The organism is Caulobacter radicis, assembly GCF_003094615.1.
Lineage (GTDB): Bacteria > Pseudomonadota > Alphaproteobacteria > Caulobacterales > Caulobacteraceae > Caulobacter > Caulobacter radicis.
Window position 1 is genome coordinate 1 of the sequence record NZ_QDKO01000024.1, and the last position, 20,493, is coordinate 20,493.

16 protein-coding genes and 1 pseudogene are annotated in these 20,493 nt (G+C 69.1%); 4 read left to right on the forward strand and 13 right to left on the reverse strand.

Annotation, left to right across the window (positions count from 1 at the left end; translation table 11 throughout):
* Positions 1–165, reverse strand: a pseudogene (locus tag DDF62_RS15080) (dicarboxylate/amino acid:cation symporter); the annotation flags it as partial.
* 138 nt (positions 166–303) lie between these two features.
* Positions 304–510, reverse strand: coding sequence for a hypothetical protein (locus tag DDF62_RS15085; RefSeq protein ID WP_058346819.1), 207 nt, complete (start codon positions 508–510; stop codon positions 304–306).
* Positions 511–737: 227 nt separating this feature from the next.
* On the opposite strand from DDF62_RS15085, the gene DDF62_RS15090 reads away from it, so the two are divergent.
* Positions 738–3,737, forward strand: coding sequence for a TonB-dependent receptor domain-containing protein (locus tag DDF62_RS15090; protein WP_116489860.1), 3,000 nt, complete (start codon positions 738–740; stop codon positions 3,735–3,737).
* A 201-nt stretch (positions 3,738–3,938) separates the two neighbouring features.
* On the opposite strand, the gene DDF62_RS15095 is transcribed toward DDF62_RS15090, so the two are convergent.
* Positions 3,939–4,214, reverse strand: a complete 276-nt coding sequence (locus DDF62_RS15095; protein ID WP_116489861.1) for a FecR/PupR family sigma factor regulator — start codon at positions 4,212–4,214, stop codon at positions 3,939–3,941.
* A 171-nt stretch (positions 4,215–4,385) separates the two neighbouring features.
* Here DDF62_RS15095 and DDF62_RS15100 point away from each other — a divergent pair, with 171 nt between their 5' ends.
* The gene (locus DDF62_RS15100) at positions 4,386–4,787 is read left to right on the forward strand and encodes a CZB domain-containing protein (protein ID WP_133244933.1); all 402 of its coding nucleotides are present in this window, start codon (positions 4,386–4,388) and stop codon (positions 4,785–4,787) included.
* A gap of 121 nt (positions 4,788–4,908) precedes the next feature.
* On the opposite strand, the gene DDF62_RS15105 is transcribed toward DDF62_RS15100, so the two are convergent.
* From DDF62_RS15105 to DDF62_RS26495, 8 genes are all read right to left on the reverse strand, one after another.
* Positions 4,909–6,345, reverse strand: coding sequence for an efflux transporter outer membrane subunit (locus DDF62_RS15105; protein WP_116489863.1), 1,437 nt, complete (start codon positions 6,343–6,345; stop codon positions 4,909–4,911).
* Positions 6,342–9,542 carry an efflux RND transporter permease subunit gene (locus DDF62_RS15110; RefSeq protein ID WP_116489864.1) on the reverse strand — a complete coding sequence of 1,067 codons (3,201 nt, stop codon included), beginning with the start codon at positions 9,540–9,542 and terminating at the stop codon, positions 6,342–6,344. Before DDF62_RS15110 ends, DDF62_RS15105 begins: the two co-directional genes overlap by 4 nt.
* Entirely contained in the window at positions 9,539–12,661 is a 3,123-nt protein-coding gene (locus DDF62_RS15115; RefSeq protein ID WP_116489865.1) for a multidrug efflux RND transporter permease subunit, read from the reverse strand. Before DDF62_RS15115 ends, DDF62_RS15110 begins: the two co-directional genes overlap by 4 nt.
* Before the next feature lie 15 nt (positions 12,662–12,676).
* Positions 12,677–13,984 carry an efflux RND transporter periplasmic adaptor subunit gene (locus DDF62_RS15120; RefSeq protein WP_116489971.1) on the reverse strand — a complete coding sequence of 436 codons (1,308 nt, stop codon included), beginning with the start codon at positions 13,982–13,984 and terminating at the stop codon, positions 12,677–12,679.
* Between the two features lie 138 nt (positions 13,985–14,122).
* Positions 14,123–14,374 carry a BA14K family protein gene (locus DDF62_RS15125; protein ID WP_116489866.1) on the reverse strand — a complete coding sequence of 84 codons (252 nt, stop codon included), beginning with the start codon at positions 14,372–14,374 and terminating at the stop codon, positions 14,123–14,125.
* Positions 14,375–14,668: 294 nt separating this feature from the next.
* A complete protein-coding gene (locus tag DDF62_RS15130; RefSeq protein WP_116489867.1) occupies positions 14,669–15,430 on the reverse strand; it encodes a pseudouridine synthase in 762 nt (253 codons plus the stop codon).
* A 4-nt stretch (positions 15,431–15,434) separates the two neighbouring features.
* Positions 15,435–16,478 carry a lysine-2,3-aminomutase-like protein gene (locus tag DDF62_RS15135; protein ID WP_425267055.1) on the reverse strand — a complete coding sequence of 348 codons (1,044 nt, stop codon included), beginning with the start codon at positions 16,476–16,478 and terminating at the stop codon, positions 15,435–15,437.
* 222 nt (positions 16,479–16,700) lie between these two features.
* A complete protein-coding gene (locus DDF62_RS26495; protein WP_279325507.1) occupies positions 16,701–16,826 on the reverse strand; it encodes a hypothetical protein in 126 nt (41 codons plus the stop codon).
* Positions 16,827–16,955: 129 nt separating this feature from the next.
* Here DDF62_RS26495 and DDF62_RS15140 point away from each other — a divergent pair, with 129 nt between their 5' ends.
* Positions 16,956–17,831, forward strand: a complete 876-nt coding sequence (locus DDF62_RS15140; RefSeq protein WP_116489868.1) for a LysR substrate-binding domain-containing protein — start codon at positions 16,956–16,958, stop codon at positions 17,829–17,831.
* Between the two features lie 180 nt (positions 17,832–18,011).
* Here DDF62_RS15140 and DDF62_RS15145 read toward each other — a convergent pair whose 3' ends face one another.
* On the reverse strand, positions 18,012–18,452 hold the full coding sequence (locus tag DDF62_RS15145; RefSeq protein ID WP_116489869.1) for a VOC family protein: 441 nt from the start codon (positions 18,450–18,452) through the stop codon (positions 18,012–18,014).
* A gap of 230 nt (positions 18,453–18,682) precedes the next feature.
* The gene (gene epmA, locus DDF62_RS15150; RefSeq protein WP_116489870.1) at positions 18,683–19,735 is read right to left on the reverse strand and encodes an EF-P lysine aminoacylase EpmA; all 1,053 of its coding nucleotides are present in this window, start codon (positions 19,733–19,735) and stop codon (positions 18,683–18,685) included.
* 135 nt (positions 19,736–19,870) lie between these two features.
* Between epmA and efp the strand changes: the two genes are divergently transcribed.
* Positions 19,871–20,437, forward strand: a complete 567-nt coding sequence (efp, locus tag DDF62_RS15155) for an elongation factor P (protein ID WP_101719796.1) — start codon at positions 19,871–19,873, stop codon at positions 20,435–20,437.
* The last annotated feature ends 56 nt before the right edge of the window (positions 20,438–20,493 follow it).

The window sequence follows — 20,493 nt, forward strand, 5'->3', positions numbered from 1 at the left end:
CGCGATGATCATCTTGATCAGCCGCAGGAAGATGTCGGTGATCAGAGACAGACCCGAAGCGGCCGACTTGGCCCCTTCGGCGTCCAGGAACTGGTTGCACCCCCAGCCGACAAGCACCCCCAGCACCATCGCGCCGACGATCAGATAGGCGAAGCGTTTGTTCATGAAGAAGCCTTTGCGCACGCGGCGAACGCGCCGGGCGCCGCCGAGGCGTCCGTGAAGCGCGTGAATTTTGGGAAAAGGGGGCGACAGCGGGCGCGGCGAGGCCGGCCCGGCGGTGTCAGGAGCGCCTAAGCGCGAAAGTCAGGATGCGGCGGCCTTCTGCAGGCGCTCGTAGCGGCTGAGCAGTCGCTCCCAGGTGACCCGCTTGATCGGCTCGCCCCGGCGCAGCTTGGTCCAGGTCGTCTCGCTAATGCCGTAGACGTTGTTGAGGTGCTCGCGGGTGATGGCGGGCAAGCGGCTCTTCAATCGCTCGAAATGTTCGGCGGGGATCTGGATCACGTCCGGCATGGCGGTCCCGTAGCTCTGTTCAAGAGGCCGACATGAGCGGCCCGCATCTATCAAGACGCAGGCCATCGGCGTTTCCTCACGTCCGAAAGCAAAAATTTTTCCCCTTACCAATCCGTGACTTGGCTCTGCGGCAAAAAGTTGTCTGGGAGGTGTGGGTTCGGAAACAGGCTGCGTCTTGAGGATCGGAAGCGCGAGGGGCGCGACCCAAATCCAAAGGGGATGCAAGTATGCGATCGAGGACCTTGAAGCGGATGATGGCCGGCGGCTGCGCGTATGGCGCGCTGATGCTCGGCGTCGCCCACGCCCAGGAGGGCGCCGCTCCAGAAGAGCCCCAGGCCGTCGAGGCCGTGGTCGTCACCGGCTCGCGCATCGCCCGCCAGGACTATGTGGCCAACAGCCCGATCCAGACGGTCGGCGCCGCGGCCATCGAGGCCACCGGCCAAGTGACGGTCGAAAAGGCCCTGTCGCAGATGCCGCAGTTCACCGGCTCGTTCGGCCAGGGCAACACCGGCTCGACCAGCACGGGCCTGAACGGCGGCCAGTCCTACGCCAGCCTCCGGGGCCTGGGCGCCAAGCGCACCCTGATCCTGCTCGACGGCCGCCGCCTGCAGCCGTCCAACCCCGATGGTTCGGTCGACCTCAACATCATCCCCGAAGCCCTGATCGAGAACGTCGAGGTCATCACCGGCGGCGCCTCCACCGCCTACGGCTCGGACGCCACCGCCGGCGTCGTCAACTTCAAGCTCAAGCGCAGCTTCAACGGCCTGACCGCCGACGCCCAGTACGGCATCTCGGAAAAGGGCGACGCGGAATCGTTCCGCTTCTCGATCACCGGCGGCTCGGACTTCGCCGAGGGCAAGGGCCGGGCGGTGCTGTCGTTCGACTACACCAACCGTGACCGCGCCCTGCAGAGCGCCCGCGACTACTACATCTTCCGCACCTCGGCGCCGGGCCTGTCGACCATCCCTCAGGGCACGGTGCTGTTCGGCGCCAACCTGCCGACCCTGGCCTCGATCAACAGCCTGTTCCAGGGCAGCTACGGCACCGCCGCGCTCACCGGCAACGCCGCCGGCCGCTACACCGGCCAGATCGGCTTCAACACCGACCAGACCCTGTTCTCGACCTCGGGCGTGCCGGTCCTGAACTTCCGCGACCCGCAGACCGACAACGCCTACATCGTCAACGCCAACGCCGCCGGCACCTCGCAGCAGGTCAACTTCGGCTACAACGGCAGCTCGATGCAGTCGGACCTCGACCGCTACGCCGTGTTCGCCAAGGTCGACTACGACCTGACCGACAGCATCAAGTTCTTCTCGCAGTTCACCTTCACCGACTACACCTCGGTGGGCGTCTCCAACCCGACCCTGGCCTCGAACGTCTATGGCCTGACCGTTCCGGTCTCCAACCCGTTCGTCCCGACCGACTTCCGTCCGATCCTGGCCTCGCGCCCGACCCCGAACGCCGCCTTCACCTTCTACAAGGCGCTCGATATCCTGGGTCCGCGCATCCAGAAGTACAGCTACGACGTCTTCCAGTTCACCAACGGCCTGTCGGGCGAGACCGGCTTCAAGGACTGGACCTGGGACGGCTACGTCTCGTTCAGCCGCGCCAAGTTCGACAACGAGCAGACTGGCGGCGCCAGCGCCAGCGCCATCTCGCGCCTGCTCAACAGCCCCACCGGCGGCACGGAATACTGCGCCGGCGGCTGGAACCCCTTCGGCAACCTGACGCCGTCGGCCGAGTGCGCCCGCTACATGTCGCGCCGGACCCTGAACCAGAACACCCTCGAGCAGCGCATGGTCGAGGTGAACGTCTCCGGTTCGCTGTTCGACCTGCCGGCCGGCACGGTGAAGTTCGCCGCCGGTACGGACTATCGCTCGAACGAATACACCTTCACCCCCGACAGCCAGCTGAACCAGCCCGACGGCACCAGCGACATCCTGGGCTACAGCGTGCTGCGCGACGCCTCGGGCTCGGTCGACACCTACGAGGTCTACGGCGAACTGCTGGTGCCGATCGTCAAGGACCTGCCCTTGGTGCAGGAGTTCAACCTCGACCTCGGCTACCGCTATTCCGACTACAGCTCGGTGGGCGGGGTGCAGACCTACAAGGCCGACTTCGACTGGAAGATCATCGAGCCCGTCCGCCTGCGCGGCGGCTACAACCGCGCCATCCGCGCCCCGAGCGTCGGCGAGCTCTACGCCCCGGTCTCGACCGGTTCGGTGGCCATCGGCACGGCCTCGTCGACCACCACCAACGGCGACCCCTGCGACGTCCGCTCGTCCTGGCGGACCGGCGCCAACGCCGCGGCCGTCCGCAGCCTCTGCCTGGCGCAGGGCGTGCCGACCGCGATCATCGACAGCTACCAGCTGGGCACGGCCCAGGTGTTCGCCCTCACCGGCGGCAATCCGGACCTGCAGGAAGAAACCGCCGACACCTATTCGTTCGGCGCCGTCCTGCGCTCGCCGTTCGAGAACCCGCTGCTCAGCCGCCTGACGGCCTCGATCGACTGGTACGACATCAAGGTCAAGGACGCGATCGGCAGCCTGTCGATCGTCAACGCCTTCCAGTTCTGCTTCAACTCGGGCGGCTCCAACCCGTCCTATGACCCGAGCAACTACTACTGCTCGCTGCTGACCCGTAACTCGGCCAGCGGCGTGCCGACCAACCCCGTCCAGCCGCTGCTGAACCTGGGCCAGTTCCAGACCACTGGCGTCGACGTGCAGGTCGACTGGAGCTTCGACTTCGCCGACAGCGCCCTGGACATGATCCCGGGCTCCTTCTCGCTGAACGTGGCCCTGGGCTACACCGACAAGTTCAAGATCCAGAACCTGCCGGGCGCGCCGGTCTACGACTATGTCGGCACCATCGGCACGGGCGTGGAAAGCACCGCCGGCACGGCTCACCCGAAGTGGAAGTCGGTGACCTCGGGCACCTACACCTGGGGTCCGGCGAGCCTGGGCCTGCGCTGGCGCTGGATCGAGGCCATGGAGAACTCGGCCAAGGTCGTCACCCCGACCAGCACCTCGCGCGGGGTGAAGGCCTACAACGCCTTCGACCTCAACGGCCGCGTCGAGCTGCCCTGGGACACCGCCCTGCGCTTCGGTGTCAACAACCTGCTGGACAAGGCTCCGCCGCAGGTGGGCGACACCGAGGGCAACTACGACCCGCAGAACTACGACGTGCTCGGCCGCTCCTACTACGTGGGCATCCGCAAGCGCTTCTAGTCGAAGCCTGAAGCCAACCCGGGCGCGCTTCTCCCCCTTTGCGCGCCCGGCGCTCGCCGCCCAGTCAGCCCCGGCGGCGGCGAGGAAGGGCGCCGGTCTTGGCGGACCGGCGCCCTTTTCGCGTTGTGGGCCTCACTCTCTTTCTCCCGTCATTCCCGCCCTTGTGGCGGGAATGACGGGAGGTGAGAGGTTTGGTGGCGCCTAGTGCGCCAGCAGGCTCGCCGCCGTAAGAGCCGCGGCCGCCAGGCCGGCGCCGCCAATGGCCAGCACCTTGAGGTCTCGCCACGCCGAAGCCGAAGGCGGGTCCCAACTGGCGATCTCGGCGTCGACCGCGCGCATCGCCTCGAAGGCGTCGCGGCGGCGGGGGTGGGCCACCCAGGTCTCGAACTCTTCCTGGTCGCCTTGCCCGGCGTGCGGCGAGCGCAGGCGTTCCAGCCAGGCGGCGGCTTCGCGGAGGTCGTCTTCGGTTCGGGTCATGCGCACGTGCTCCTGACCGCGATCATGCGGGCTGGTGTTGCGTGCGTGTTTCCCGCGCGATGCGTCGCGATACCGCCGGCCGTTCTGCGACCCTCTGCTCCCAAAACAGATGCGCGAGCGGTTTCTTCAAACCGCAACCTTGCCGCAACACTGGCGAAACCGAGAGCCGCCATGCCCCGGCTTTGTTGGCTATGCGCGTGGGGCGTGCTGATGGACTTCCTGGAACAGACGACGTTTCACAACCGCATCTGCGAGGACCTGGAGGCCGCCATGGCCGCCGGGCGCACCGTCGACGCCGCCGCCATCCGGGCCGAGCGGACCTGCGCCGCCGGCCAGTGGCTGCACGGCGAGGGCCACCGGCGCATGCCCGGCAGCCACCTGCACCTGCACTGCCTGGAGGCCCATCGCGACTTCCACCGCATCGCCGGCCAGGTGGCTGAGCAGATCAATCGCGGCGCCACCGCCGACGCCTGGCGGGCCATGCGCAACGGCGGAGCGCTGGCCGGCGCCAAGGCCGAACTTGCCGCCGCCCTCCGCAAGCTGCGCGTGGCGATGGAAGCCTCGGCGGGGTAGGGGGCAGGGCCCTGCGTCCTTCGAGGCCCGCTGCGCGGGCGCCTCAGGATGAGGAGGTCAGTGCAATGGCGTCCTCATCCTGAGGTGCGACCCGAAGGGGAGCCTCGAAGGACGCACGGCCTCACAGCCCCGTCCACCCGCCGCCGATCGCCTGCACCAGGGCCATGGCCGCCGTCTGGCGCGACACGCGGGCCGACGCCAGGTCGCGGCGGGCCGAGAGGGCCGAGGCCTGGGCGGTGACGACGTCGGTATAGGCCACCTGGCCGGCGCGATACTGGTTCAGCAGCATCTGCTCGGTCTGGTCGGCGGCCTTGGAGGCGGTTTCCAGGAGGGCGTACTGGCGCTCGAGCACCCGCACCGCCGTCAGCTGGTTCTCGACGTCCTGGAAGGCGGTCAGCGCCGTTTGGCGATAGTCGGCGGCGGCGGCGTCATAGGCGGCGCGGGCCTGGGCGACCTGGGCCTTGCGGGCGCCGGCGTCGAACAGGGTCTGGGCCGCCGACAGCCCCAGCGACCAGGTGTTGGCCGAGGCCGAGAACAGGTCGCCCAGCACGCTGGCTGTCGAATTGCCGCTGCCGCTCAGCGTGAAGGTCGGGAAATAGGCGGCGCGAGCCACGCCGATCTGGGCGTTGGCGGCGGCCACGCGGCGCTCGGCGGCGGCGACGTCCGGACGGCGCTCCAGCAGGGTCGAGGGCAGGCCGGCCGGGATGTCCGGCACGCTGGCCGTCCAGTTCGGATCGGCGGCGATGCGGAAGCCGCTGGCCGGCTGGCCGACCAGCACGGCGATGGCGTTTTCGTAGGTGGCGCGGGTCTGGGTCAGGCCCTCCAGGCTCGACTGGGCGTTGGCCAGGGTGGTCTGGGCCTGCAGCACGTCCGAGCGCGGGGCGATGCCGGCGTCGTAGCGGTTCTGGGTGATCTTCAGGGCGCGCTGGTAGCCGTCGACCGTCGCCTGAACGAGGGCGATCTCGATGTCGCTCTGGCGCAGGCCCAGATAGTTGGTCGCCAGTTCGCCCTGGGCCGACAGCTGGGCGGCCGCCAGGTCGGCGGCGCTGGCCTGGGCGCTGGCGCTGGCATTGCCGATCGAGGCGCGGATGCGGCCCCAGACGTCGGGCTCCCAGCTGGCGCCGATGCTGGCGCTGTAGCGCTTGGTGTCGCCCGAGCTGGTGGCCCCGCCGGCGCCCGGCGCGCTGCTGGTCCCGCCGCCGCCCGAGCGCGTGCCCGAGGCCGACAGGTCGATGCTGGGGAACAGCGAGGCGCGCTGCTCGCGCACCAGGGCGCGGGCCTGGCGATAGGCGGCCTCGGCGGCGGCGATGGTCTGGTTGTCCACCTTCACCCGCTCGGCCAGGGCGTTCAGTTGGGCGTCGCCCAGCAGGGTCCACCAGTCGCCGCGATCCAGATGATCGGACGGCGTGGCGGCCTTCCAGCCGTCCATCGCCTTCCAGGTCGCGGGCGTCGGCGAGGCGAGCTTTGGCGTCTCGTAGGCCGGCGTCGTCGAGCAGGCCGCGACGCCAAGCATCAGGGGAGCCAGGAGGGGCAGGGCGGTCAGGAGGCGGGCGGTCATCGGGCGAGCTCCGGCGCGGAGGGCATGTGGGTCAGGTCGCGCTCGTCGCGCCGCTTGCCGCGCAGGCGGTCGAGATAGACGTAGACCACGGGGGTGGTGATGAGGGTCAGCAGCTGGCTGGCGATCAGGCCGCCGATGATGGTGATGCCCAGCGGCCGGCGCAGCTCGGCGCCTTCGCCGAAGCCGATGGCCAGGGGCAGGGCGCCCAGGGCGGCGGCCAGGGTCGTCATCAGGATCGGGCGGAAGCGCAGGAGACTGGCTTCTCGCACCGCCTCGATCGCCGTCAGCCCTCGCCCGCGCTGGGCCTCCAGGGCGAAGTCGATGATCAGGATGGCGTTCTTCTTGACGATGCCCAGCAGCAGGAAGACCCCGATCAGGGCGATGATCGAGAACTCCATGCCGAACAGCAGGAGCGCCAGCACCGCCCCGACGCCGGCGGCGGGCAGGGTCGACAGCACCGTCACCGGGTGGACGTAGCTCTCGTAGAGGATGCCCAGCACGATGTAGATCGCCACGATGGCCGCCGCGATCAGGAACGGCTGCTGCTTCATCTGTTCGTTGTAGCTGCGGGCGCTGCCCTGGAAGCTGCCGCGCACGCTGGTCGGCAGTCCGATGTCGGCCTCGGCCTGGGTGATGGCGGCCTGGGCCTGCGACAGCGACACGCCGTCCGGCAGGTTGAACGACACGGTGGTGGCCAGCTCGCCGTTCTGGTGGTTGACCGAGGTGGGGGTGGCGCTCTGGGCGACGCTGGCGATGGCGGTCAGCGGCGTCATCGGCGTGGCCGTGGTGTTCAGGGCCGAGCCGGTGGAGGCGTCGCGCAGCGACGGGTTCACCGCCGCCCCGCTGCTGCTCGAGGTCGTGGTCGAGCCGCTGGCGGAGGTCGGCACGTAGACGTCGTTCAGCGCCTCGGGGCCCTGGGCGAACTGCTGCTGCCACTCCATGATCACCGAGTATTGGTTGACGTCCTCGTAGATCGTCGCGACCTGGCGCTGGCCAAAAGCGTTGTAGAGCGCGTTGTCGACGGCCCGGGGCGTGACGCCCATGCGCGAGGCGCTGTCGCGGTCGATGGTGACGAAGGTCTCGACGCCGTTCTCCGACTGGTCGCTGTCGACGTCGGTCATGACGTCGGAATGCGCCTTCATCGCCTCGGCCAGCTTCGGCGCCCATTCCTTGAGGGCGTCGCTGGAGTCGCTGGTCAGGGTGTATTGGTAGGTCGAGTTGCTCGACCGCCCGCCCATGCGCAGGTCCTGCACCGGGTTGAGGAAGATCGAGACGCCGGTCACCTTCTGCAACTGCGGCCGCAGGCGGGCGATCACGGCGCTGCCCTTCTCCTTGCGCTCGTCCATGGGCTTGAGGTTGACGAACATGAAGCCGCCGCCGGCCCGGGCGCCGCCGGTGAAGCCGACCACGGTGTCGACGGCCGGGTCCTTGCGGATGATCTCGACCACCGCCCGCAGCTTCTGCTCCATGGTCTGGAACGAGACGCTCTGGTCGGCGCGGATGCCGGCCATCAGCTGGCCGTTGTCCTGCTGGGGAAAGAAGCCCTTGGGCACGGCGATATAGAGCCAGATCGTCATGCCGATGACGGCGGCCAGCATGAACATCACCAGCGGCTTGGCGTGCAGCGCCCAGTCCAGCGAGCGGGCATAGATCGCCTGGACCTTGTCGAACATCTTCTCGAAGAAGCGGGCGATGCGGCCTTCCTTGTGGCCCTCTGGGCGGGGCTTCAGCAGGTAGGCGCACATCATCGGCGTGGTCGTCAGGCTGATGACCAGCGAGATCAGCACCGCCGCCGACAGGGTGACGGCGAACTCGCGGAACAGGCGCCCCACCTGGCCGCCCATGAACAGCAGCGGGATGAAGACGGCGACCAGCGAGACGCTGATCGACAGCACCGTGAAGCCGACCTCGCGCGCGCCCAGGGTGGCGGCCTTGAAGCGCTCCATGCCCGCCTCGATGTGGCGCTGGGTGTTCTCCAGCACGACGATGGCGTCGTCGACGACGAACCCCGTGGCGACCGTGATGGCCATCAGGGACAGGTTGTTGAGCGAGAAGCCCAGCAGGTACATCACCCCGAAGGTGCCCAGCAGCGAGACGATGGTCGCCGCCGCCGGAATGAAGGTCGCCCGGCCGCTGCGCAGGAAGGCGCTGACTACCAGCACCACCAGCACGATCGAGATCAGCAGGGTCACCTCGATCTCGTGCAGCGAGGCGCGGATCGAGTTGGTGCTGTCGCTGGCCACCTGCACGTTGATGTCGGCGGGGAGCTGTTCGCGCAGTTCGGGCAGGGCGGCGCGCACGCTGTCGACGGTCTCGATGATGTTGGCGCCGGGCTGGCGGGTGATCAGCACGATGATCGCCGGCTTGCCGTTGAACAGGCCGATGGTGCGGGTGTCGGCGACGCTGTCGGTGACGTTGGCCACGTCCGACAGCTTGACCCCCGCCTCGCCGCGCCAGGCGACCAGCAGGCCGGCGTAGTCGGCCGCCTTGCGGCCGCTGCTGGAGGTGTAGATCTGGAAGCGCTTGCCGTCGCCCTCGACCGCGCCCTTGGGGCGGTTGGCGTTGGCCGACTGGATGGCCGCGCGCACGTCCTCCAGGCTGACGCCGTATTTGTTGAGCAGGAACGGATTGACCGAGATCCGCACGGCCGGCAGCGAGCCGCCGCCGATCTCGACGTCGCCCACGCCCTTCACCTGCGAGATCCGCTGGGCCACGACGTTGGAGACCGCGTCGTAGATCTGGCCCGGGGTCTTGGTGTCGGAGGTCAGGGCCAGGATGATCACCGGCGCGTCCGACGGGTTCATCTTGCGGTAGGTCGGGTTGCTGCGCAGCGTGGCGGGCAGGTCGGCGCGGGCGGCGTTGATGGCCGCCTGCACCTCGCGGGCGGCGCCGTCGATCTTGCGGTTGAGGTCGAACTGCAAGGTCACCCGGGTCGAGCCCGACGAGCTCTGCGAGGTCATCTCGTTGACCCCGGAGATCACGCCCAGGCGCCGCTCCAGGGGCGTGGCGACGCTGGAGGCCATGGTCTCGGGGCTGGCCCCCGACAGGCTGGCCGACACCGAGATGGTCGGATAGTCCACCTGCGGCAGCGGCGAGACCGGCAGCACCAGGAAGGCGAAGATGCCGGCCAAAGCCAGGCCGATGGTCAGGAGGACCGTGGCCACCGGCCGGCGGATGAAGGGCGCCGACAGGTTCATGACGGCAGCCCCGGCAGCGGCTGGTCGACGCGGTCTTCATCCGCCTCGTCGCGGCGCTTCCTGCCCGACGGCGCGATGCGGTCGAAGGCGAGATAGACGACGGGCGTCGTGAACATGGTCAGCAGCTGGCTGACCAGCAGGCCGCCGAAGATGGCGATGCCCAGCGGGCGGCGCAGCTCGGCGCCTTCGCCAAAGCCCAGCATCAGCGGCACGGCGGCGAACAGGGCCGCCAGCGTGGTCATCAGGATCGGGCGGAAGCGCAGGATGGCGGCCTGGAAGATGGCCTCCTCCGGCGACTTGCCCTCGTTGCGCTCGGCCTCGATGGCGAAGTCGATCATCATGATCGCGTTCTTCTTGACGATGCCGATCAGCAGGATGATGCCGATGATCCCGATCACGCCCAGGTCGTGGCCGGTCAGCCACAGCGCCAGCAGCGCGCCAACGCCCGCCGAGGGCAGTGTCGACAGGATGGTCAGCGGGTGGATGTAGCTCTCGTAGAGCACGCCCAGCACGATGTAGACGCAGACCACGGCCGCCAGGATCAGCCACAGCTGGTTGGACAGCGAGTTCTCGTAGGCCCCGGCCGCGCCCAGGAAGGTGTGGGTCACCGACGAGGGCATGCCGATGTCCGTCATCGCCGTGCGGATCTCGTCGACGGCGTGGCCCAGCGAGACGCCCGGCGCGGTGTCGAAGCCGATGGTGGTGGCCGGGAACTGGGCCACGTGGGTCACCTGCAGCGGCGACTGCTGCTCCTTGATGGTCGAGAAGGCCGCCAGTGGCGTGGGCGAGCCGCCTCCGGTGCGCAGGTTCAGGTTCCCCAGCGACGAAGGATCGGTCAGCAGGCCCGGCTTGGCCTCCAGGATCACGCGGTACTGGTTGGTCTCGGTGAAGATGGTCGAGACGATCCGCTGGCCAAACGCGCTGTAGAGGGCGTCGTCGACGTCGGAGGCGGTGATCGAGAGCCGGGCCGCGGTGTCGCGGTCGATGTCGACATAGGCCGCCGCGCCCGTGGCCGAGGCGTCGCTGTAGATGTTGCGGACGGCCTTCACCGTGGCCAGCTTCTCGGCCAGCTTGCCGGCCCATTCCTTGACGGTGGCGGTGTCGGCGCCTTCCAGCGACAGGCGGTACTGGGTCGGGCCGCTTTCGGCGTCGATGGTCAGGTCCTGGGTCGGCTGGAGATAGAGGGTGATCCCCGGCACGGCGGCCACGCGCTCGCGCAGCCGCTGCATGATCTTCTCCTGCGAGCCCTTGCGGTCGCCCTTCAGGTTGATCTGCATCTGGCCGGTGTGGAGCATGCTGTTGTTGGCCCCGTCGACGCCGATGAACGAGGCCACGCTGGCCACGGCCGGGTCCTCGAGGATCGCCGCGGCCGCCTGCTGCTGCAGGCCGGCCATGCGCGCGTACGACACCGACTGCTCGACCTCGGTGCGGGCTTGCAACTGCCCGGTGTCCTGGGTCGGGAACAGGCCCTTGGGGATGACCATGTAGAGCACGCCGGTCAGCACCAGGGTGGCGACGGCGACGACCAGGGTGGCCTTCTGGCGGGCCATGACCCAGGCCAGGGCGGTCTCGTAGCGGGCCTCGATCCGCTCGAAGACCTGCTGGGCCTTGCGGCCGACGCGGCCGGGCTTGTCCTCCTCGTGGCTCTTGAGCCAGCGGGCCGACAGCATCGGCGTCAGGGTCAGCGACACCACGGCCGAGATCAGGATGGTGATGGCCAGGCTGACGGCGAACTCGCGGAACAGCCGCCCGACCACGTCGCCCATGAACAGCAGCGGGATCAGCACCGCGATCAGCGAGATGGTCAGCGAGATGATGGTGAAGCCGATCTCTCGCGCGCCCTTCAGCGCCGCCTCCATCGGCTTGTCGCCCTTCTCCATGTGGCGGATGATGTTCTCGATCATCACGATGGCGTCGTCGACGACGAAGCCCGTGGCGATGGTTAGGGCCATCAGGGAGAGGTTGTTGAGGCTGTAGCCCAGCAGGTACATCACCCCGCACGAGCCGATCAGCGAGATCGGCACGGCCAGGCTTGCGATGATCGTCGCGCGCATGGAGTGCAGGAAGAAGAAGATCACCAGCACGACCATCACCACGGCCAGGATCAGCTCCAGCTCGACGTGGTGCACCGAGGCGCGGATGCCGGTGGTGCGGTCGGCCAGCACCTCGACCTTCAGCGTCGCCGGCAGGCCGGCCTGCAGCTCGGGCAGCTTGGCCTTGATGGCGTCGACGGTCTTGATGACGTTGGCGCCCGGCTGGCGCTGGACGTTGACGATGATCGCCGGGGTCTTGCCGGCCCAGGCGCCCAGGCGGGTGTTCTCGGCGCTCTGCACGACGCTGGCCACGTCGCGGATGCGGATCGGGGCCTCGTTCTTGTAGGTGACGATCAGGTTCAGATAGTCGTCGACCGTCAGGAGCTGGTCGTTGGCGTTGATCGTGTAGGTGCGGGTGGGGCCGTCGAAGCTGCCCTTGGCGCTGTTGGCGTTCGAGTTGTCGATGGCGCTCTGCAGCTCGGCCAGCGTCAGGCCGTAGGAGGCCATGGCCTGGGTGTCGGCCTGGATGCGGATGGCCGGCTTCTGGCCGCCGCTGAGGGACACCAGGCCCACGCCCGAGACCTGGCTGATCTTCTGGGCCAGGCGGGTGTTGACGAGGTTCTGGACCTCGGTCAGCGGCAGGGTGTCGGAGGTGATGGCCAGGGTCAGCACCGGCGCGTCGGCCGGATTGACCTTGGCGTAGACCGGCGGGGCGGGCAGGTCGGCCGGCAGCAGCGAGTTGGCCGCGTTCATCGCCGCCTGCACTTCCTGCTCGGCGACGTCGAGGGTTTCACCCAGGTTGAACTGCAGGGTGATGACGCTGGCCCCGGCCGTGCTGACCGAGCTCATGCGCGCAAGGCCCGACATCTCGCCCAGCTGGCGTTCCAGCGGGGCGGTGACGGTCTGGCTCATCACCTCGGGGCTGGCGCCCGGATAGAGCGTCTGGACCTGGATGGTGGGGTAGTCGACCTGCGGCAGGGCCGACAGCGGCAGCAGCCTAAAGCCGACCAGGCCGGCCAGCACGATGGCCGCCATGAACAGGGCCGTGGCGACCGGCCGCTGGATGAAGGGGCGCGAGGGGTTCATCGGCTGGGCGTCCGACTATTCCGGACGCCGACGACGTTCGCCGCCTTCACCGCCTTCAGGACGTTTTCCACGCTCGCCCTTGCCCGCGCCCTGGCGCTGGGCCGCCTGGCCCGGCAGCTGCACCTTGCCGCCCTCGGTCAGGCGGTCGCCGCCCTCGGTGATGACCTTGTCGCCGACGGCGAGCCCTTGCGTGATCGCCACCTGGGCGGTGGTCGACTGGCCGGTCGTGACCTTGGTCTTGGTGACGGTCTGGTCGGACTTCAGTTTCCAGACGAAGGCGCCGTCCGAGCCCTGGCGCACGGCGGTGGCCGGCACGACCACGGCGTCCTTGAGGGTGTCCAGCTGGATGCGGACATTGACGAACTGGCTGGGGAACAGCTTGCCGCCGGTGTTGGGGAAGCGGGCCTTGCCCTTCACCGTGCCGGTGCCGGTGTCCACGAGGTTGTCCAGCGTCGAGAACGTGCCCTGGTCCAGGGTGTTGGTGCGGGTGCGGTCCAGCACCGTGACCGGCAGGGTCGCGCCGCCGAACACGCGCTGCGAGATGCGCGGCACGTCGTCCTGCGGGACGGTGAACTCCACGTCGATCGGCGACAGGGTGGTGATCACCGCAACCCCGCTGGCGTCACCCGAGGCGACGTAGTTGCCGACGTCCACGACGCGCAGGCCCACGCGGCCGCTGACCGGAGCGGTGATGCGCGAGAAACCGACGTTCAGCCGGGCCGTGCCGACTGCCGCACGGTCAGCCATCACCGTGCCTTCCAGCTGCTTGACGGTGGCGGCCTGGGTGTCGACCTCCTGGCGGGCGATGGAGTCCTGCTCCAGCAGGGTCTGGTAGCGCTTGAGGGTCAGGCGGGCGACGGCCAGCTGGGCCTCGTCGCGGGTGAGATTCCCCTGCGCCTCCATCAGCGCCATCTGGAATTGCCGCTGGTCGATCTGCACCAGGGTCTGGCCGGCCTGGACCATCTGCCCCTCGCGGAACAGCACCTGGGTGATGACGCCCGAGACCTGCGGCTTGACGGTGACCGTGGCGGCGGGGGTGACGGTGCCGAGGGCCTCGATCACCACCGGCAGGTCGGTCTTGGTCGCCGTGGCCACCGCCACGGTGCTGGCCGGACCGCGACGACCGCCGCCGCCGCCGGGACCACCAGGGCCGCCCGGCCCGCCCGGACCCATGTCGCCGCCACCGCCGCCGCCGCCGCCGTTCAGCAGCGTCCAGGCCAGGACGCCGACGCCCGCCAGGGCGGCCAGGGCGACGGCGCCGCCGATGATCCGGGCCCGGCGGCTGGGCTTGCGGACGGCGAGGGACGGGCGGGGTTCGGTCATGGACGGCCTCTGGGCGCGGACGATGCGGCGGCGAAGATGGTCGAAGACGCCGTCGTCCCGGTGGACCACGGCGGAAGCTAAGCGATGCACGAAAAGTCGGGTCGCCGACCCTGGCGACCCGACGCTCAAGCTAAACTGCTAGAGACGGCATTTGATCCATCGGCCGCCCTGGCCGCGGTACGCGTCGCGCTTGACGTCGTAGCTGCGGTACTTGGCCTTGCAGGCGCGCACGTGGCGCTGTTGCTTGGTTTCCTTGCCCGGCTTGGCCTGCTCGTGACGCGGCGCCGGCGTGTCGTGGCGGTCGTGGCCCCCATTCTGAAGGGGGAGGGCCAGGACGGGGGTGGACAGGGCGAGGGCGCCAAGGGCGAGCGCGGTGACGACGACTTTCATGTCGATCTCCAGTGTATTGGGATCGACTGGCTAACAACGTCACGTCGCGACGATGTTGCGGCTTTGAAACGGCTTTCGGCGAACTTGCAACACGCCGTGGCGGGAGTTGGGCGAAGGCCTCGCGCTCGTCTCCCAACTTCCGTCATTCCCGCCCTCGTGGCGGGAACCCCTCCGTCAGCCGCAACGGCGGATGGGGCGGCGTGCCAAGCACGCCGCTTGCGCTTCACGTGCGAGCGGAACCAGAGGTTCCCGCCACAAGGGCGGGAATGACGGGCGGGGAGGGGGCGGAGGGCACTACCCTCGGATCAGCGCCTCGCGCTCGGCGGGCGTCAGCGGGCGCCAGCGGCCTTCGGGCAGGTCGCCCAGTTCGATCGGGCCGACGCGATGGCGGAACAGGTCGATGACGTCCAGCTCCACGAGGTCGCACATGCGGCGGATCTGGCGGTTGCGGCCCTCTGTCAGCACGAAGCGCAGGGTCTCCTGGCCGAGGCGGTCGACGATGGCGCGCTTGAGCTTGCGGCCGTCCAGCTCCAGGCCGTGGCGCAGCCAGTCGATCTTCTCGCGGGTCAGCTCGCCGCGCACCCGGACGCGGTACTCTTTCTCCAGCGTCGATTCCGGGCCGATCACGGCTTTCGCCACCACGCCGTCCTCCGAAAGGATCAAGAGGCCGCGCGAGTCCATGTCCAGGCGCCCGACCGGGGCCAGCTTGCTGTCGCGGCTGGGTACGGGGCCGGGCTGGCCGAACTGGGCGGCCTTGGTCAGCAGGCGCACGGCCGGGATCTGCTCGCCCTCGGGCTGGGACGAGACGATGCCGACGGGCTTGTGGATCATCACCGTCATCGCCGCGCCCAGCTTGGCGGTCGCGCCGTCGTTCAGCACCAGGGTCTGGCCGGGCTGGATCTTGCGGCCGGCGTCCTCGACGACTTCGCCGTCGATGGTCACCAGACCCTGGCCGATCAGGGCCTCGGCCTCGCGGCGCGAGCAGACCCCGCTCTGGGCCAGCCACTTGTTGACGCGCTGAGGCTCGGCCTCGTCGTAGGTGCGGGTCCAGGCCATGGCGTCAGTCGACTTTCGGGGGATAGGCGTGGGTCTGGCCGCGCGGGTCTTCCACCGCGCCGGCGTCCAGATAGTTGGGACCGATCGGAACCTTGCCGTGGCCGTCGGGGATGTCGAGCACGTAGGTCGGCTGGCACAGGCCCGAATAGCGGCCGCGGATGGCCTTCATCAGCGCCTGGCCTTCCTCGACGGTGGTGCGCAGGTGGCTGGTGCCGGGGGCGAGATCCCCCTGGTGCAGGTAGTAGGGCTTCACCCGCGTCTCGACGAGCGCCCGCATCAGCGCGCCCAGGCTTTCCGGATCGTCGTTGACGCCTTTGAGCAGCACGGTCTGGCCGATCATCGGCACGCCGGCGTCGACCAGGCGCGCGCAGGCGGCGCGGGCGGCGGGGGTCAGCTCGCGGGCGTGGTTGGCGTGCAGGGCGACATAGACCGCCTTGGAGCCGCGCTTCAGCGCCGCCACCATTTCGGGCGTGATCGCCGCCGGATCGACGGACGGGATGCGGGTGTGGAAGCGCACGACCTTGACGTGCTCGATCGCCTCCAGCCGGTCCATCAGGTCGGCGATGCGGCGCGGCGACAGCACAAGCGGGTCGCCGCCGGTGACGATCACCTCCCAGATCTGCGGGCGGGCGGCGATATAGGCGAAGGCCGCGTCCAGCTCGGCCGGCGACAGGGTCTTCAGCCCCTCGGGGCCGACCATCTCGCGCCGGAAGCAGAACCGGCAATAGACCGCGCAGGTGTGGGTGGGCTTCAGCAGCACGCGGTCGGGATAGCGGTGGACGATCCCCTCGACCGGGCTGTGGGCGAAGTCGCCGATCGGGTCTTCGGACTCGGCGGGCAGGGTCGTCAGCTCGGCTTCGTCGGCCACGAACTGGCGCGCGATCGGATCGAACGGGTCGGTCTCGTCGATCAGCTGCGCCATGTCGGGCGTGATGGCCACCGCGTACTGGGCGGCCACGCGCTCCAGCGCCGGCAGGCGGTCGGCGGCGACGAGGCCGGCGTCGGCCAGGGCGCTGGCGCTGCGAAGGGTCTTCTTGGCGGCGATCATGATCGCTGCGGGATATGCGCCGAACGGGCGTGGTTGGCAAATCTGGGTGTGGGGAACGCTACGATCCCCTTTTTCTCCCGTCATTCCCGCCCTTGTGGCGGGAACCCCTGGTTCCGCTCGCATGTGAGCGCAAGCGGATCGCTGGCGATCCGCCCCAACTGCACCTGCGGCTGACAGAGAGGTTCCCGCCACAAGGGCGGGAATGACGGGAAGAGAAGGGCCCTATCGCGGACTATGCACCGGCACGCTGCCGGGCCAGGGCTCGGGACTGAACGGCGAGGAGGGGGCGCGGTCGAGCGCGCCCATCAGGGCGAGCGCCAGGGCGCCGCCGGCGAGCAGCAGTTTCATCGTCTCATTCCTGTTAGATGCGGTCGAAGGGGGAGGGTGGCCGCAGGAAGACGATCTCAAATCCCGGTCTGCTTTACGAACGATGCCTTCTGCGCCAAGTTGTGAGTCTGGCTAACAAGTGAGACGCGCGTGCGGCTTCCGCCCTTCGGCTCCCTGGTCGCCCTGGAGGCGGCCTATCGTCATCGCGGCTACAGCCGCGCCGCCGACGAACTGCACGTCACCCACGGCGCCGTCAGCCAGCAGATCCGCAAGCTGGAGGAAGAGCTGGGCGCGGTCCTGTTCCGGCGCGAGGGCAACGACATGGTTCCCACGCCCACCGCCCGGCGGCTGGCCGAGCACGTGGCCGAGGCGCTGGCGATCCTCAAGGCCGGCGTGCAGACCGCGCGTCAGACCCTGGCGGGGCCGCTGGTGGTCAGCGCCACCTCGGCCTTCGCCAGCCGCTGGCTGGTGACGCGCCTGGCCCGCCTGGCCGCCGACACCGGCGAGGCCGACCTGCAACTGCGCATCGAGGACCGCAAGGCCGACCTGCGCACCGACGGCGTCGACATTGCCCTGCGCTTCGGGCGCGGCCCCTGGGAGGGGCTGGAGTCGATCCCGCTGCTGGGCGAGCGGCTGTTTCCGGTCTGCTCGCCGGGCTTTCTGGAGCGGCACCCGATGAGCGGTCCGGCCGACCTCCTGACCGTGCCGCTGCTGCGCCACACCGGCGTCCACTGGGCCGTCTGGTTCCGGGGCATGGGCCTGGAGCCGCCGGCGATGATCACCGGCATCGCCTTCGACGACACCTCGGTGATGCTCGACGCCGCCGCCCAGGGGATCGGCGTCGCCCTGGCCCGCGAGGGGCTCTCCGAGCGCGACCTGCGCGACGGCCGGCTGGTGCGGCCCTTCGCCGGCGAGGTCGAGGTCGAGACCGGCCACCACGTCGTCTGGCGCGCCGACGCGCCCCGCCTGGCGCGGATCCTCAAGGTGCGCGACTGGTTGCTGGCCGAGGTGGGGCGCGAGGCGTAGGCGTCTATCCCCACCATCGTCATCCCGGCCGTAGCGCGCAGCGCGGAGAGCCGGGACCCAGGGGCAGCCGCAATGCGCGGGCGGCCGCCCGGAGGTGAACCCGATGCTTCGCCCAGTCCCCTGGGTCCCGGATAAGCCCTGCGGGCTTTCCGGGATGACGAATTTCAGGGGGCGCTGACCTTACTGCCCCGGCGCCCAGTCCGCGCCGGGGATCGTGTTGACCATCCACGGAATGCCGAATTTGTCGGTCAGGCTGCCGTAGCCGGGCGACCAGAAGGTGGGGGCGAAGGGCATGCCGACCTTGCCGCCTTCGGACAGCGCGTCGAACACCCGCTTGGCCTCGGCCGCGTCCTCGGTGTGGAAGGTGACGTCGAAGCCGTTCTTGGGCTTGTCGATATTGGGGGCGAACTCGGGCGGCATGTCGGCCCCCATCAGCGACTGGTCGCCGACGTCGAGCCAGGCGTGCATCAGCCAGTCCTTGTATTTCGCGTCGACCGGCATGTCGGCGGGGCCTTCGCCGAACGGAAAGGCGGCGGTGACCTTGCCGCCCAGCACCTCGGCGTAGAAGTCGAAGGCCTGGCGGCACTCGCCCTGGAAGCTCAGGCTGGTGACGATCTTCATGGCGTCCTCCCTGGATATGTTTCCTTTGGGGAAACTAGCGCAGGAGAACGACGATCTGTCGATCACGCTCCCCTATTATCCCGTCATTCCCGCCCTTGTGGCGGGAACCCCTCTGTCAGCCGCAAGGGCAGGAGTGGCGGCGTGTTCAGCACGCCGCTTGCATCTCACGTAGAAGCGGAGCCAGGGTTTCCCGCCACAAGGGCGGGAATGACGGGAGAGGGAAGGGGCGCTCAGACCTCCGCCACCGGAACCCACAGCACCTCGTCGATGCGCCGCGCGCCCGTGGCCAGCAGCACCAGGCGGTCGAAGCCCAGGGCCGAGCCTGCGGCGGCCGGCATGTGCTCCAGCGCCGCCAGGAAGTCGTCATCGATGGGATAGCGCTCGCCGTAGACGCGCTGCTTCTCGTCCATCTCGGCGATGAAGCGGCGGCGCTGCTCGGCCGCGTCGGTGAGTTCGCCAAAAGCGTTGGCCAGTTCCACGCCGCAGGCATAGAGCTCGAAGCGCTCGGCCACGCGCGGATCGCCCGGCTTGGGACGCGCCAGGGCGGCCTCGGCCGTGGGGTACTCGCATAGCACCGTGGGGCGGCCGATCCCGAGGTTGGGCTCGACCTTCTCGACGATCACCCGGCTAAACACGTCGGCCCAGGTGTCGTCGGCCGAGACCCGGATCCCGGCCGCGCTCGCCGAGGCCGCCAGGGCGTCGCGGTCGGTCTGGCCGCCTTCGCCCAGGCTGGCCAGCAGGTCGATGCCGGCGTGGCGCATGAAGGCGTCGGCCACCGTCAAGCGCTCGGGTGCGGCGAAGGGATCGCAGTCCAGGCCCCGGAAGGTGAACAGCGTCGTCCCCGCCGTCTTCGCCGCCACGGCCAGCAGGGCGGCGCAGTCGTCCATCAGGGTCTCGTACGGCTCGCCGACCCGGTACCACTCCAGCATGGTGAACTCCGGATGGTGCAGCGGCCCGCGCTCGCGATTGCGCCACACCTTGCCTAGGCTGAAGATCCGCTGCTCGCCCGCGGCCAGCAGCTTCTTGCAGGCGAACTCGGGGGAGGTGTGCAGGTGCAGCGGCGCGCGCTGGCCCGTCAGGCTGATCGCTTCCGTCGAGAAGGCGTGAAGGTGCGCCTCGTTGCCGGGCGAGACCTGAAGGCAGGCCGCGTCGATCTCCAGGAAGTCGCGACTTGCGAACCAGCTCCGCACCGCCGCGGTGATCCGATTACGGGCCAGCAGGAATGGACGACGGTCCTGGTGCTTGCCGGGGCTCCACCAGGGAGAAGGAGAGGGGGCTGACACTTTGGTTCTCGGCGGCTCGAAACGACGGAAGGGCTGGCGATCTAGCCCCGTTCGCTATAGAGGGGCACACGGATTCATCTGCAATATACGCGCGCGCGGTCAACGCGCCGTCGCCCGATCTTCAAGGACTCTCACGTGAAGGTAGCCGCCAGCTCGCTCCGCAAGGGCGCCGTCGTCGACATGGAAGGCAAGCTCTATGTCGTCCTGACCGTCGACAACATCCACCCCGGCAAGGGCACCCCGGTGACCCAGCTCAACATGCGCCGCATCAGCGACGGCGTTAAGGTGTCGGAACGCTACCGCACCACCGAGCAGGTCGAGCGCGCCTTCGTCGACCAGCGCAACCACACCTTCCTGTACCAGGACGGCGAGGGCTTCCACTTCATGAACCCGGAAAGCTACGACCAGCTCGTGGCCACCGAGGACGTGATCGGTGACGCCGCGCCCTATCTGCAAGAAAACATGACGGTCCAGCTGTCGACCCACAACGACGTGCCGATCGCCATCGAACTGCCGCGCACCGTGGTCCTCGAGATCGTCGAGACCGAACCGTCGGTGAAGGGCCAGACCGCTTCGTCGTCGTACAAGCCGGCCGTGCTCAGCAATGGCGTCAAGACGACCGTGCCGCCCTACATCACCGTGGGCACCCGCGTGATCATCCTGACCGAAGACAACAGCTATCAGGAACGCGCCAAGGACTGATCGTCCTTCGACAGCTTCCGAAAACAGATGATCCCGGCGACCGCGAGGTCGCCGGG